Genomic DNA, 14,495 nt, shown 5'->3' with positions numbered 1-14,495 from the left:
GTGTCTTCTCTCGGCGGAGGCACCCGCCCTTTTGAGGAACGCGACGCGGCGTCGTGTCCGGTGGGCGCCCGCGATCGGCGGTCGACGGAAACGTTTTGGGCTGGGTGTCTTCTCTCGGCGGAGACACCTTGCCTCTTTGACACCACGGGCTGCAACTTCCGGGAAGAGAGGGGGAAGGCGAACCCTTCTTCCTCTCTCCCGGACGATTTTGAGTCGCCGTTCAACGGAACGGGAGGCGCGCGGTGCGCTTCAATCAAGGTGCGGGACCGGCTTTGGCCCTCGCGGGGCTGGGGCTTTTTTCAACGTTGACCTTTTCCGCCTGGATGCACATCCAGGCGATGCGGTTGTCCTATCGGGCGCAGGCCCTTCGCCGCTCCATCGCGGAATGGGAACGGCGCGAGCAGTCGGCGCTCCGGCGGTCCGACGCCACCTTGTCCCTGGCCCGCCTGGACCAGGCCGCCCAATCCCGTTTTTCCCTCCGCCTCCCGCAGCCCGACCAACTTCGTTTCGTCCGCGATTCCTAGTGCCCCGTCGCTTCCCCCATCTCCTCGCGCTGTTGACCCTCGGGTTTGCCGGCGTGCTGGCCCGATTGGCGTTCCTCCAGTTGTGGTGCCACGCGGACTTTTCCCGGCGCGTTCTCCAGCAATCCAGCCGGTGGCTGAACGAGGCGCCCCGGCGACTGCCCATCGTGGATCGCAACGGCGCGGTGTTGGCCGAATCGGTGCGGGTCGCCTCCTGTTACGCCGATCCCCGACTTTTGCGGCGTCCGGAGGCCACCGTTCAGCGGTTGGCGGCGCTGCTCCACCTGCCGCCCGGGCCGCTCTTGTCCAAAATCCGCGAATCGCGAAACGCCTTTGTCTGGGTCAAGCGCTTTTTGTCCGTGGAGGAAACCCAGGCCCTCGAAAAAGAAAAATGGGACGGGGTGGGCCTTCGCTGGGAATACCACCGAGCGTATCCCAACGGTTCTCTGGCGTCTTCGCTCCTGGGCTACGTGGGCGAGGAAGGGCAGGGTCTCTCGGGCCTCGAATACGCCTTCGACGCGGACTTGGTGGACCGCCGGGCTCCCCGCCGGGCTTTTCGCGACGGTCGGGGGGAGCGGGTGGCCCTGGCGGAGGAGGAAGCGGGCCCCTCCGACACCGGGGAATTGCGCTTGTCCATCGATCGATCCATCCAATACATCGCCGAACGGGAACTGGACGCCGGCATGGCCCGTTCCCGCTCCCGCGCCGGATTGATCCTGGTTCAGGATCCGCGGACGGGGGAAGTGTTGGCCATGGCCAACCGCCCGGCCCTTCCGCGGGGCGAGGACGCGGCGCCGTCGGCCGAAGAACTCGGGGTGCCCGGGATTCAATGGGTGTTTGAGCCGGGATCCACCTTCAAGCTCGTGACGGCCGCCGCCGCGTTGGAAGAAGGGCTGGTGGCCCCGCGCGACGCTTTTGACTGCGAGCGGGGGCATTGGAAATACTCCTCCATCGCCATCAACGACCACCAACCGGAAAAGATCATTTCTTTCGCCCGGGCCATGGAAGTGTCGTCCAACATTGGTTTGGCCAAGGTGGGCCTTCGGCTGGGGTCCGAAAAACTTTTCGATTACATCCGCGCCTTCGGTTTCGGGGTTCGAGCCGGGGCCGACCTCGCCGGGGAAAGCCCGGGATTGCTGCGGCCGCTCCGCCAATGGAGCGGGGCCTCCCTCCCGGTGGTTTCTTTCGGGCAGGAAGTGGGGGTGACGGCCGTCCAATTGGCGGGCGCCTACAGCGCCGTCGCCAACGGAGGAACCCTGGTGGAGCCGCGGTTGTGTTTGGGTCTTGAGCGGCCGGACGGGACGGTCCGCGAGTGGCCCCTGGGGGCCGCGGTGCGGCGGGTAATTTCCACCGAAACGTCGGCCACGTTGACGAATTTATTGCGGGGCGTCGTGGATCGCGGCACGGGCCGCGACGCCGCCCTCGGCGGCTGGACCGTGGCGGGGAAAACCGGAACGGCGCAAAAAACCAATCCCGCCACCCGCGCGTATTACCCCGATCGTTTCGTGGCGTCGTTTTGCGGGTTCGCGCCGGCCTCCCGTCCCCGCCTGACGATCGTCGTGGTTTTTGACGAACCCAAGGGAATTGCCTGGGGCGGTTACAACGCGGGGCCCGTGTTTCGAAACGTGGCCTGGCAAACCTTGATCAAGTTGGGCGTCCCCTCGGATCAAACCGACCGGTTCGCGGAACGGCCCCGGGGCGCGGGGCGGACGTGACGTCGCTTCGGTCGTTGCTGGAAGGGCTGGAAGCCCGTTGGGAGGGACCGTCCTTCGACGCGGACCTCCACGGGGTGGCCTGCGATTCCCGTCGCGTGCGGCCGGGGGACCTGTTCGTCGCCTTGCGGGGCCACCACGTGGACGGCCACCGCCACGCCGCGGAGGCCGTGCGCGCGGGCGCGGTGGCGCTCCTGGTGGAAACGCCGGTGGGGGAAAAGGTCCCCACCGCGATCGTGCCTTCCACCGAAAAAATTCTTTCGACCGTGGCGGCACGATTCCACGGCCACCCGTCCCGTTCGATGCGGGTGTTGGGCGTGACCGGGACCAACGGAAAAACGACCATCACCTACATGATGGAAACTCTGTTGCGGGGGGCCGGCCGGCGGGCCGGGGTGTTGGGCACCATCGAATACCGCTGGCCGGGACACGTGGAAAACGCGGTCAACACCACCCCCATGGCGGCCGAGGTCCAACGGTTGCTCGCGGGAATGAAAGCCGCCGGAGTGACGGACGTCGCCATGGAGGTCTCGAGCCATTCCCTCGCCTTGGGGCGGGTGGAGGACGTGGCTTTCGCCGTCGGCGTTTTTACCAACCTCACCCGGGATCACTTGGATTTCCACAAGGACATGGAGGGCTACTTCAACGCCAAGGCGCGCCTGTTCGACCTGTTGGTTCGGCGGGAGGGGCCGGGCGACCGGCGCGCGTTGATCAACGGGGACGATCCCTGGGCGCCGCGTTTCCTGGAACGAGCCGCCGTGCCCCGTTGGACCTACGCCCTGGAGCGCCCGGCGGACATCGGGGCGGCGGATTTGAAGTTGAACGCGGCCGGCTCTCAATTTGAATTGCGGACGCCCGCGGGCGCCGCGCGGGTGGCCTTGCATTTGGTCGGGCGTCACAACGTGTACAACGCGCTCGCGGCCGCGGGCGGCGGATTGGCGCTGGGACTTTCGTTGCCCGACGTGGTTCGCGGTTTGGAGTCCGTGGTGGGCGTTCCCGGCCGGCTCGAGCGCGTGACGGAACACGACTGCGGAATTCCGACGCCGAGCCGCGCGGGGTTTGAAGTGTTCGTCGATTACGCCCACACCGACGACGCGCTCAAAAACGTTTTGCAAACCCTGCGCCCGTTGACGGCGGGCCGGTTGATCGTTCTGTTCGGCTGCGGGGGCGATCGGGACAAAACAAAACGACCCCTCATGGGGGAGGTCGCCGCCCGTTTGTCGGACCACGTGGTCGTGACGTCGGACAATCCCCGGTCCGAGGACCCGGTCCAAATTGCGCACGAGGTGGAAGCCGGCGTTCGTCGGGTGCCGGGGCGGGCCCACGACGTGATCGTGGATCGGGGAGAAGCCATCGCGCGGGCCGTGGCCCTGGCGGGTCCGGGGGACATCGTGCTGCTGGCCGGCAAGGGCCACGAAACCTATCAGATTTTCGCCGGCGGTCCGGTGCCCTTTGACGATCGCGCGGAAGCGCGCCGTCGTTTGATCGAGCGAGTGTCCCGCTAGATGCTGCCGTACGCCTGGACCGAATTGGCCCGCTGGGCCGGGGGACGTCTCACCCACACGGGGGTGTCGCCCGCGGCCCGTTTCGTCGTGGATTCCCGGGCGGTGGAACCGGGCGACGTGTTCGTGGCGTTGAAAGGCGCGCGCCAGGATGGGCACGCCTTTTTGGCGGACGTGTTTGCCCGGGGCGCCAGCGGGTGTCTGGTGGAAAAAGACCCTCCGTCCGTGCCCGAGGGGGTCTCGGTCATCCGGGTTTCGGACACTTTAAAAGCCCTTCAGGCGCTGGCCCGGACCCACCGGGAAAAAATGGCGGCCAGGGTGATCGGAATCACCGGGTCGAACGGGAAAACCACCACCAAGGAAATGCTTTCCCACGTGTTGCGTTCCGGGGGAAAACGGGTCTTGTCCACCCGGGGAAATCTCAACAGCCAAATCGGCCTTCCCCTCATGATGTTGGAGATGAGCAAAGCGCACACCCACGCGGTTCTGGAAATGGGGGCCTCGGCCCGGGGCGACATTGCGGGGTTGTGCGAATTGGCGCGACCCACGGTCGGCGTGTTGACGGGCGTCGGCCGGGCCCATTTGGAATTTTTCGGCAGTTTGGCGGGAGTGGCCGACGCCAAGTGGGAACTCGTGGAATCTTTGCCCAGCGACGGGGTGGCTTTTTTGAACGCGGACGATCCCCTTTTGATGGACCGCAAAGCGTCGGCCCGGTGCTCCGTGGTGACCTTCGGCCGCTCGCCGGGGGCGGACGTGCGGGCCGAAAACATCCGGCAGGAACCCCGGGTGGCTTTCGATTTGGTCGTGGCGGGATCCCGCCGCGCCGTGCAATTGCCCGTGCCGGGCGTCTTCAACGTGACCAACGCCCTGGCCGCCGCCGCGGTGGCGCTCTGGGAGCGGGTGCCTCTGCCGTCCCTCACCGCGGCCCTGGAATCGTTTTCACCGCCGCCGGGACGCATGGAGGTTCGTCGACGGAAAGACGGCACGCTGTTCGTTTTGGACGCCTACAACGCCAATCCCGATTCCATGGCGGCGGGGTTGCGCAGCTTTGTGGACGCCTACCCCGAACGACCCCGGTACGCCGTTTTAGGTAGCATGTTGGAATTGGGCCCCCACGCGGAGGCCGAACACCGGGCCCTGGGGTCGACGCTGGCGGCCTTGTCGCTCACGGCCGTTTTTTTCGTGGGACCGGAGGCCCGTTGGATTGAGGAGGCCTACCGGTCGTCCGGCGGCCGGGCGCGGTTTTTCGCGACCACGGACCGGCCTGCCCTGGCGCGCGCCCTGGCCGACGGGGTGGAATCCGGCGCGGCGATTTATTTTAAAGGGTCACGCGGGGCGCGGCTCGAGGAATTTTCGACTCCGCTGTTCGACAAGGAGGGGAAGGACTGACATGCTTTACTATTTGGCGCAGTACCGGGAGGTTTTTTCGGCGTTTAACCTTTTTCAATACATCACCTTTCGGGCGGGAGGCGCCTTTCTGACCGCCCTGGGGATCTGGCTGTGGGTGGGGCCCCACTTCATCGAATTTTTAAAAAAACTGAAAATGGGTCAGTCCATCCGGGAATACGGGCCCCAGACCCATCTCAAAAAAGCGGGAACGCCGACCATGGGCGGGGTGTTGATCGTGGGCGCCATTCTTTTGACGACGTTTCTGTGGGCGCGGCCGGACAACCGCTTCGTGCTTCTGGTGAGCGCGGCGATGGTGTATATGGCGACGCTCGGTTTTTTTGACGATTACCGAAAATGGCTGTTGAAGCATCCGGCGGGCGGATTGTCCCGCCTCTTTAAGTTGGGGGCCCAATTGCTCTTGGCCGCGGCCGTCGGGGCGTATTTGTATCGGTGCCCGCCGAACGAATTGTTCGCCCATCAATTGATGGTCCCCTTCGTGAAAAACCTCCCCATCCCCCTGGGCGCCGCCGCCCTGCTCCTGGCGGTCCTGGTCATCGTCGGCTCCTCCAACGCGGTGAACCTAACCGACGGCCTCGACGGTCTCGCCGCCGGCACGCTCCTGGTCAGCGCCCTGTCCTTCGCGATTTTCGCCTACCTGGCCGGCCACGCGCGGTTGTCCCATTATCTTCGCATCGTCCCGGTGCCCGGCGCCGGGGAATTGACCGTTCTCCTGGCCGCCATGGGCGGCGCCTGCCTGGGCTTTCTGTGGTTCAACGCTCACCCGGCGGAAATTTTCATGGGGGACACGGGGTCCCTCCCCCTGGGCGGGGCGTTGGGCGTGGTGGCGCTTTGCCTGCAGCAGGAATTACTTTTGGTCGTGACCGGCGGCATTTTCGTCGCGGAGGCGGTCTCGGTCCTTTTGCAAATCGGATCGATCCGTTTGTTGAACGGCCGTCGGGTGTTCCGCATGGCGCCTCTGCACCACCATTTCGAAATGGGCGGTTTGGCCGAAACCAAAGTGACGATTCGATTTTGGATCGTGGCCATTGTGTTGGCTTTGTTGGCCATGACCTCCCTCAAAATTCGTTAGAAAAGGATTTTCGTGAACGGCCTGGACGCGTTGACACGCTGGCTCGATGGACGTCGGACGCTGGTGGTGGGCCTCGGCAAATCCGGGGCCGCCGCCGCGACCCTGTTGTCGCGTTGCGGCGCCCGGGTCGCGGTGACCGAAAGCCGCCCGGCGGGGGCGGTCGCGGAATGGACGCGTCGTCTTCCCCGCTCCGTCGCGAGGGAAACGGGGCGGCACCGGCTCCTGGACGAGAAATGGGATTTAATTGTTCCGAGCCCCGGTGTTTCGGCGCGGGTGTGGAGCCCCGCCGCTCGTCGCGGGGCCTGGGTGTGGGGGGAGCTCGAGTTGGGGTATCGGGCGCTTTGCGCGGCGGGTCGTTGGCCCGCCCGAACGGCCGCGATCACGGGCACCAACGGCAAAACGACCACGACGGCCCTTCTGGGGGCCATGGCCCGCGCGGACGGGCGGCCCACGGTGGTGGGCGGGAACATCGGCACGCCCCTGTGCGATTTGATCGACGACGTCGGGACCGAAACGGTTTTGATCCTCGAAGTGTCCAGTTACCAGCTGGAAACCGCCTCGGCCTTCCGCCCCGCCGTCGGAGCGGTCCTGAACGTCACGCCCGACCATTTGGGCCGCCACGGCACCTTGGAGAATTACGCCCGGACCAAATTTCGGATGTTTCAAAATCAGGGGACGGACGACGCGGGCGTGTTGAACGATCGGGACCTCTGGTGCCGCCGACTGGCCGGTTTGGCGCCCGGCCGCGTGACGTGGTTCGGCCGCCGTTCGCCCGGGGTGCGGTGGGACGGCCGGCGTCTTCGTTCGTCGTTGCCCGGGGCGGGGGGCGCCTGGCCCGCGCCGGCCCATCTGCCCGGCCGGCACAACATCGAAAACGCGGAAGCGGCGACCGCCTGCGCCCGCCTGTTGGGGTTGTCGGCCCCGGCCATCGCCCGCGCCCTGCGCGATTTTCCAGGGGTGGAGCACCGGTTGGAAAGCGTTCGCCGATGGCGCGGGGTCGATTTCGTCAACGATTCCAAAGCCACCAACGTCGACTCCACCCGCGTGGCGCTCCAGGCCTTCGGGGGCCCGGTTCGGCTTATTCTGGGGGGGGAACACAAAGGATCTCCCTACCGTCCCCTGCGCGAACTCCTGCCCCGGCGCGTGGCGGAAATCCTTTTGATCGGTGAAGCCGCCCCGCTCATCGCCCGGGATTTGCAGGGGAGCGTCCCCGTGGTTCGGTGCGGCACGTTGGCGGCCGCCGTGCAACGGGCGGCGGCCACGGCCCGGCGGGGGGACACCGTTTTGCTTTCGCCCGCCTGCGCTTCCTTTGATCAATTTTTGAATTTTGAAGACCGGGGCCGCCGGTTTAAGAAACTCGTGGACGCCCTCCCGTGACGCGCGCGGCCGCGCCCGCCTCGCCGGACCGCGTCGTGTTCGGTTTGACCGCGATTCTCGCCGTCGTCGGTTGGATGATCCTTTATTCCGCCAGCGCCCTGGTGGCGGACGGGCGTTTCGGCGATCAGTACTACTTTTTAAAGCGCCAGATGATTTGGAGCGGCTTGGGCTTGGGGGGCCTGATGGTCGCCCTTCGAATGCCCCTGGCCCGCGTCCAAAAATGGAGCCGGCCCCTCCTGGCCGCTGTCGTGATTCTTTTGGTTTTGGTTTTGGCGGTGGGCCACGAAGTGGGCGGGGCCAAGCGGTGGCTTCGCCTGGGCGGTTTGGGCCTCCAACCGTCGGAGTTCGCCAAATTGGCCGTGGTCCTGGCCCTGGCGGACTATTTGGATCGGAAACAAAGCCGCCTGGCCAAATTTGCCGAGGGGGTCGTGCCGGCGCTGATCCTCACGGGCGTGGTTTTGGGGTTGATCGCCCTGGAGCGGGATCTGGGGACGCCGCTCCTGATCGGATCGGTGGCGGTCGGGATGATTTATTTGGCCGGCGCCCGGCTCGCCCATTTGGCGACCTTGGGGTTGGCCCTTCTTCCGGTCGTCGGAACGGCGGTGTTGGCGGTCCCCTACCGTCGGCAACGCCTGTTGGCTTTCCTCGATCCCTGGCAGGACGCCCAGGGAACCGGTTATCAGCTGGTTCAATCGCTGCTGGCCCTGGGCTCCGGGGGGTTTTGGGGGAAAGGGTCGGGGGAGTCCACCATTAAGATGTATTACATGCCCGAATCCCAAACGGATTTCATTTTTCCCATTTTCGGGGAGGAATTCGGTTTTTGGGGGGCCGCCTTGCTGGTGACGATTTTCTTCGTTTTGACGACCCGGTGTTTCCAAATCGCCAAGGAGGCCACCCACTCCTTTCACGCGCTGACGGCGGCGGGGGTGGGTTTGCTTCTCGGCGGACAGGCGCTGATTAATTTGGGCGTCGTGACCGGCTTGCTTCCCACCAAGGGAATGCCCTTGCCTTTCGTGTCTTTCGGCGGCTCCTCCCTGCTCGTGATGTTCACCGCCATCGGCTTGGTGCTGAATGTTTCCCGCCGCAACGCCGCGGGCGGATCGGCCGCCGGATTCCGGGGAAGGGCCTGACGTGCGGGTGTGTCTCGCGGCGGGCGGCACCGGCGGCCATCTGCTGCCGGGGTTGGCCTTGGGGAAAGCCCTGCGCCAGCGGGGCCACCTCGTCCATTTTGTCGTCAAGAAAGACGAGGCCTCCCAGGCGCGTTTGGCCGCCGAGGGTTTTCCCTCCAGCGCGTTGTTTTTTGAAGGGTTCCCCCGGGCCTTATCGTTCGGGGCCCTCGCCTATCCGTGGGTGGCTTGGGCCGCCTACCGAAGCGCCGCGCGCATCGGGCGCCGGGAATCGCCCGGGGTGGTCGTCGGCATGGGGGGCTACGTGTCGGTGCCTCTGGGCCTCTGGGCGGGCCTCCATCGGATCCCGCTGGTCTTGCACGAGCAAAACGTCCGGGCCGGCTTGGCGAATCGCTTCCTGTCGCGCTGGGCGGCGGCCATCGGCGTCACGTTCGATGGAACGATGGGACTGCCGGTCGAGCGTTGCGTGAAAACGGGCCTTCCGCTTCGGCCGGACCTGGCGCCGGGCGATCCCGGCGCCGCCCGCCGCGCCCTGGGGTTGAACGAAAACGATGGAACGATTTTGGTGTTCGGGGGGAGCCAGGGGGCCCGGGCCCTCAACGCCCGATGGATCGAAGCGTTGCCCCGCCTTCGGCGTCCGGGCGAAACCTGGCAATTTATCCATTTGACCGGCGCGGCGGACGAGGCCGCGGTGCGCGCGGCCTACGAACGGGACGGCCGGAGGGCTTTTGTCCGGGCTTATTATTCCGATATGGCGGCGGTGTATTCGGCGGCCGACGCGGCGGTGGGACGCGCGGGGGCGAACACCGTGATGGAAATTTACCGGATGGGAAAAACAGCGCTCCTGGTCCCCTTCCCCCACGCGACCAACGATCACCAAGCGGCCAACGCCCAGGCCCTGGCCCGGGACGGGGCGGCGACGGTCGTCCCGGAAAAGGAATTGACGGTGGATCGGATTGCGGAGGTGGTGGTCGGTTGGCCGTCCGTGACCGATCTGCGGCGGGAGAACGAACGCCGTTTGGCGTCGGTGCCCGCGGATTTTCTGCGGGCCGCGGACCGATTGGCGGACGCGGTGGAATCCGCCGGGAAAGAGGGCCTTTCGTGAAGCAAAAGACCATTTTGGTGGTGAACGACGACGGCATTCACGGGCCGGGGCTGGCGCCCTTAATGAGCGCCCTGCGTCCGTTGGGGCGCGTCGTGGTGGTGGTGCCCCAGCAGGAACGATCGGCGGCGAGCCACGCCATCACTCTGCACAAACCGATACGGCTTCGGGAAATTCGAAAAGATTGGTACATCACCAACGGAACGCCCGCCGATTGCGTTCGCCTGGGGGTCACGGGGGTCCTGCGGGAACGGGTGGACGCGGTGGTTTCCGGCGTCAACCAGGGGGCCAACTTGGGGTCGGACACGCTTTATTCTGGAACCGTCGGGGCCGCCAAGGAAGGCTGCCTGCTGGGTTTTCCGTCCGTTGCCCTGTCCTTGACGTCCAAAGACGGTACGCGCTTTGACACCGCCGCCCGCTTCGCCCGTTCGTTGGTTCGTTGGATGCTTCGGCACGGGCTTCCGGCCCATTGTTTCTTTAACGTGAACGTCCCGGACGTGGCCTGGAAGGATTTGCGCGGGGCCTTCGTTACCCGGCTGGGCCGGCGGATTTACGGTCGGCGGCTGACCCGGCGGCGGGACCCCCGGGGCCAACATTATTATTGGATGGCCGGGGCGATTCCCCGGGGCGTCGACGAAAAAGATTCGGACGTCGGGGCGGTGGCGCATCGGGCCATCTCCGTGAGCCTTCTCCGGCTGCTGGCGACCGTGGAGGACGGACCGGCGACGAACCGTCCCTGGCCCTTTTTGTTTTCGGCGAGATCGTAATCGATTGGCCGCGGGGGCAAGGCCCGCTTAATTCGACGTTCGCCAGGTGACCAGTTTCGGTTTTTCGGGGAGGCCGGGGGGCGCGTATTTGACGAGGTTGGCGTCGTAATAGAATTCGGAGGGCGTCCAGGTTCCCCCGCCGGCGGTCAACGTGAATAAATTGGTTCGAGTTCCGTAAAATTTAAGGCCGGCAAAACCGCCCCCCGTGGCGTTGACCATGTTCACCTGCCCGCTGTTGACCGAGGAAAAGACCCCGTTTAAAACCGTGAAGTGGGTGTTGTTGGGCGCCTGGGGCGGCGGGTCGATGGTGCAATCGATTTGGATATTGTTGGAGGCCAGGGCGGCGAAGGAATCCTGGGCGCTGGCGGTGTTCGTTCCGTTGGCGTAAACCAACGATCCATTGACCCGCAAATTCCCAGCCGTGGCGGACAACGCCGGACCCGCCACCACCACGGTCACCCGCCCCCGCACGGTGCCCCGAATCGTGACGTTCGTGTTGTTGGCGAAAAACACCCCCCCCGTGGAGGGAATTTTAACCACGACCGTCGTTCCTTGAACCGTAAAAATCCCTTGGGTGCTCGTTTGAACGCTGAACACCCAAGTCTGCGACGTCCCGTCGATGGTGTAGTGGTTGTGGAGGCTGTAGTAGGTCGTGTCGATGGAGGGCCAATCGACGTCTGGCACGTAACGGTAGACGACGCCGTTGACGGTCGCGCCATTGAAGGCGGTCGCTCCGTCCACGTATACGTCGGTGTTAAACACGGCGCTCCCCGGCACGGTGAGGTTGCCTTTCACCACCACCGGCCCGCTGTTGAAGGTGGCGTTGGCGCCCGTGACCGTCAGGTTCCCGTTCACGTAGAAGCCGCCGTTGTAGGTGGGGCCGCTGGCCGAGATGGTGATCGTGTTGTTGAAGAGATTGCCGAACCGCGTTAGGTCCGCCGCGAATCGAATGACGGCGTCCAAATGTTTGGAGGTCGCTCCCGATCGGCCGTAACGTCCCGTCGAACGGAAATAGATGAAATGGCCCAGGGCGTTGACTTCGGTGGTCACGTTCGAAAATCCCGCGCCGGAATACGTTTCCGGTCGGGCGAGGGCGGAGGCGTCCAGGTAGGACGCCGTTTGGTTTTGAGAAAACTGGCGCATGAAGTCGACCATCACGTTGGTCGTCAGCGCCCGGGATTCCTTGATTTGCCTTTCCTGGAGGGCGGACTTGTTTTGCCGGGCGGCGCTCTTGAGGAACAGAAGGACCAGGGGAACCACGAAGGCCATGAGGATAAGCACGTTGACGAAGGCGGATCCCCGGGACGCGGACGGTCTCATTTAGAAGGACCTCTTGAGGGGAAGAAGAGGGGGTTCGTAGTCCGTTTCCAGGCGTCCGTCTTCCTTCCCGTCGTGGTTGGCATCCAGGTTTAAAACGACGTGGAGCGAAACGATATATTGGCGTTCCACGTCCGTATCGATGGCCCCGTTGGCGTTCCCGCCGCCCGTGGGGGGAGGGACGCGATCGATCTCGGTGGACACGATGACGTTGTCGCTTTCCCCCGCGTCGCCGGTGGCCGGGAGGCCGTCGTTGCCGAGATCGATTTTCTTTCCCAAGGATTGGTTTTTGGAGCCGTAGTAGGTGAAGGCGGATGGGGAGGCGAGCAAATCGTCGGCCACGACTTCGAGGCGCTGGCCCCACCCCGCCTCGTTGACGTTTTGGTCCCGCGTCAACGTCCCGTTGGCCAAGGTGTAACGGACTTGAAGGTCGATTTTCCCATCGTTGTCGTCGTCATCGTCCCGCAAATCGTCGCCGTAACGCCAAGCCTGGGCCGGCGGGCTCAAAGTCCCCAAATCGTTGTCGTCGTCCGGGTCCTTGAGGTTCGGCACGCCGTCGCCGTCCGGGTCGCCTTCGGGGCTGTACGTCGGCAAGCGGTTGCTGTCCAACCGAAACTCAAGGACCGTGGGGCTGGACACGTTGATTTGATTCATTTCCACGACGTCGTGCTCGAGCGCCGTGGCGGCGTTTCTCAACCGATCCCCGCCCGCCGATTGAACCGAGGCCTTCGTCACCCCCTGGGTGAGGGAAGCGATGAAATGAGCGGTGGGCACGGCCAGAATGCCCAAAACGACAACGGTGATCACGACTTCCACCAGCGTCAATCCGCCCGGTCGGCTTAGGGCGCGCATGTGAATGACCATTCAGCGGCCGGGTCGGTGGCCGGGTCGAGGGTTCGATTGGCGGCGGCGGCGGGGGTTTCGGCCCAATGGTCCGCGTGAACCCGAACGGTGTGGAACGAACCGGCGGCGTAGGGAACCGTTGGGGTGTAGGAAAGAGTACCCGATTCGGCGTCGTAGCCCAACCCGAGCGGCAAGGCGGTGGAAGAACTCAACACCACCGTTCCGTCCACGGTCAAGACGAGGCTTCGGGGCACGATCCCGCTGTCCGGGTCGGCCAGACGGCAGGCGATGGTCGGAATCGTGGAAGCGCCGGCGCCCAGGGGTTGACGGGCCAACACGACCGGCGGCGTGTCGTCGTTGTCGTCGATGTCGACGTGAAAGGTCCAGGTGTGGCTCGATTTATAATGGGCGTTGTCGCCCCCTTCCACGCGCACCGTCACGTTCTCCCCGTCCGCAAAGGTGGGGGGGAGATACGTGGTGGCGTCCTGACAGGCCAACTTGCCGGTGGCCGCCTCGAACCGGTGGGCCACGGTCGTTCCCGCGGCCACGAAGGTCAGCGCATCGGCGGCGATGCCGCTCACGGTGGTCGTGGCCGTCGTCGCGTCCCTAAAAAGAATTCCCACGTGGGGCGACCGGGTTTTGACGGTTCCCGTGGGCGCGGCGCCCGTGAAGGCGGGGGGGGTGCCGTCCAAGACCAACTCTTTGATGACGTAGGGCGAAAAACCGGACCCCTTGACGGTCAGCGCGTAGATTCGGTTGCGTCCTTCCACCAATTGCCCGGTGAGGTTCGGCGCGGAAAAATTGAAATCCCCGTTCGTGTCCGTGACGGTGGAATCCAGCGCCGTCCCGGTGCTGGCGTTGGTGAGGTGCAGTTGGACCGTGGCCGACGGCTCGGTGTGCCCGGTGAAGACCAACGCCGCGCCCGCGTCGGCCCGCAGGGCGGTCGGCGCGACGGGAAAGGACTTGGCGATGGGAAGATTCAACGCGTTGGTTTGGGCGGGGGTGAGGGCGCGGTAAAGGATCGCGGTGTTGTCGGGGTTGTCCACGCGCAGGGAAAAAGCCGCTTCCGAGGAGGCGCTTTCGGTCCCGCTGAATTGTTCGAGGGACAGGAGATCGTCTTTTCGCGAGGCCACGGCCGCGTTGCCTTTGAAGAGGACGATGTCCAGCTTCTTGATGTGGGTGTCGGGTTGCTCCGGTATATTGGCGGGGCCGTAGCGATCGTAGAAATCCCCATCGCCGTTTTGGTCATAAAAACGAATGTTGGGGTCGAAATCGTCCACGCCGTCCCCGTTGGCGTCCGCGAAGGGGACGAGGTCCGTTGTCAATCCATTGCCGTTGGCGTCGGACAAATCCCGCCGCATAAACGTCACGTCGATCGTGAACCCCGTGAAACCAACGTTTTGGGCCGATTGAAGGAGCGTGGTCAGAGCCGTCCTTTCGGGATACGCGGCCCAAAGGCCGAAATTTGGATTGTTGGTGTTGACCGCGAAAACGTTGTAGAAGTCCATGTTGAGAAGGCGGGTGTGAATGGATTGAAGGAGGTTGTTTCCGGCCATTTGGCGGCGGGCGCTCAAGGAAGCCCGAAGGCCCCACTGGAACGCCAATACGGTTCCCATGACGAGGAAGCCCATGACGGCCATGGACAAGGAAAGCTCGATCAGGGACAACCCGGCGTCAGCGGGCAACGGTGCGCGCGGAAGCGCCGCGGGGCGCGGCGCGGGGAATGGGGAACTCGGCGAAATCGGCAC

The 14,495-nt window shown here is 64.9% G+C and carries 12 protein-coding genes; 9 read left to right on the top strand and 3 right to left on the bottom strand.

The window, feature by feature from the left end; translation table 11 throughout:
- Nucleotides 1-242 precede the first annotated feature (242 nt).
- The 9 genes from IPP68_06025 to surE are packed head-to-tail and all read left to right on the top strand — an operon-like array spanning nucleotide 243 to nucleotide 10,587.
- On the top strand, nucleotides 243-524 hold the full coding sequence (locus IPP68_06025; protein ID MBL0349914.1) for a hypothetical protein: 282 nt from the start codon (nucleotides 243-245) through the stop codon (nucleotides 522-524).
- A complete protein-coding gene (locus IPP68_06020) occupies nucleotides 524-2,236 on the top strand; it encodes a penicillin-binding protein 2 (protein ID MBL0349913.1) in 1,713 nt (570 codons plus the stop codon). Before IPP68_06025 ends, IPP68_06020 begins: the two co-directional genes overlap by 1 nt.
- Nucleotides 2,237-2,250: 14 nt before the next feature.
- A complete protein-coding gene (locus IPP68_06015; GenBank protein ID MBL0349912.1) occupies nucleotides 2,251-3,738 on the top strand; it encodes a UDP-N-acetylmuramoyl-L-alanyl-D-glutamate--2,6-diaminopimelate ligase in 1,488 nt (495 codons plus the stop codon).
- Nucleotides 3,739-5,124 carry a UDP-N-acetylmuramoyl-tripeptide--D-alanyl-D-alanine ligase gene (locus IPP68_06010; protein ID MBL0349911.1) on the top strand — a complete coding sequence of 462 codons (1,386 nt, stop codon included), beginning with the start codon at nucleotides 3,739-3,741 and terminating at the stop codon, nucleotides 5,122-5,124.
- Between the two features lies 1 nt (nucleotide 5,125).
- Nucleotides 5,126-6,214 carry a phospho-N-acetylmuramoyl-pentapeptide-transferase gene (locus IPP68_06005; GenBank protein MBL0349910.1) on the top strand — a complete coding sequence of 363 codons (1,089 nt, stop codon included), beginning with the start codon at nucleotides 5,126-5,128 and terminating at the stop codon, nucleotides 6,212-6,214.
- Between the two features lie 30 nt (nucleotides 6,215-6,244).
- Nucleotides 6,245-7,591, top strand: coding sequence for a UDP-N-acetylmuramoyl-L-alanine--D-glutamate ligase (gene murD / locus IPP68_06000; GenBank protein MBL0349909.1), 1,347 nt, complete (start codon nucleotides 6,245-6,247; stop codon nucleotides 7,589-7,591).
- Nucleotides 7,588-8,721, top strand: coding sequence for a putative lipid II flippase FtsW (gene ftsW / locus IPP68_05995; protein ID MBL0349908.1), 1,134 nt, complete (start codon nucleotides 7,588-7,590; stop codon nucleotides 8,719-8,721). Before murD ends, ftsW begins: the two co-directional genes overlap by 4 nt.
- Nucleotide 8,722: 1 nt before the next feature.
- Nucleotides 8,723-9,823, top strand: coding sequence for a UDP-N-acetylglucosamine--N-acetylmuramyl-(pentapeptide) pyrophosphoryl-undecaprenol N-acetylglucosamine transferase (locus tag IPP68_05990; protein MBL0349907.1), 1,101 nt, complete (start codon nucleotides 8,723-8,725; stop codon nucleotides 9,821-9,823).
- Nucleotides 9,820-10,587: a 5'/3'-nucleotidase SurE gene (gene surE, locus IPP68_05985; GenBank protein ID MBL0349906.1), complete on the top strand. Its 768-nt coding sequence runs from the start codon at nucleotides 9,820-9,822 to the stop codon at nucleotides 10,585-10,587. Before IPP68_05990 ends, surE begins: the two co-directional genes overlap by 4 nt.
- Nucleotides 10,588-10,614: 27 nt before the next feature.
- On the opposite strand, the gene IPP68_05980 is transcribed toward surE, so the two are convergent.
- From IPP68_05980 to IPP68_05970, 3 genes are read right to left on the bottom strand one after another with little or no spacing between them, the layout of a single operon-like run.
- Nucleotides 10,615-11,907 carry a hypothetical protein gene (locus IPP68_05980; GenBank protein ID MBL0349905.1) on the bottom strand — a complete coding sequence of 431 codons (1,293 nt, stop codon included), beginning with the start codon at nucleotides 11,905-11,907 and terminating at the stop codon, nucleotides 10,615-10,617.
- The gene (locus IPP68_05975; protein ID MBL0349904.1) at nucleotides 11,908-12,756 is read right to left on the bottom strand and encodes a prepilin-type N-terminal cleavage/methylation domain-containing protein; all 849 of its coding nucleotides are present in this window, start codon (nucleotides 12,754-12,756) and stop codon (nucleotides 11,908-11,910) included.
- A complete protein-coding gene (locus IPP68_05970) occupies nucleotides 12,744-14,432 on the bottom strand; it encodes a carboxypeptidase regulatory-like domain-containing protein (GenBank protein MBL0349903.1) in 1,689 nt (562 codons plus the stop codon). Before IPP68_05970 ends, IPP68_05975 begins: the two co-directional genes overlap by 13 nt.
- Nucleotides 14,433-14,495: the final 63 nt, after the last annotated feature.

It is taken from the genome of Elusimicrobiota bacterium (assembly GCA_016722575.1).
Classification (GTDB): Bacteria; Elusimicrobiota; Elusimicrobia; order FEN-1173; family FEN-1173; genus JADKIY01.
Note: the sequence above shows the minus strand (reverse complement) of the source record. Positions and strands in the feature narration are given on the sequence as shown.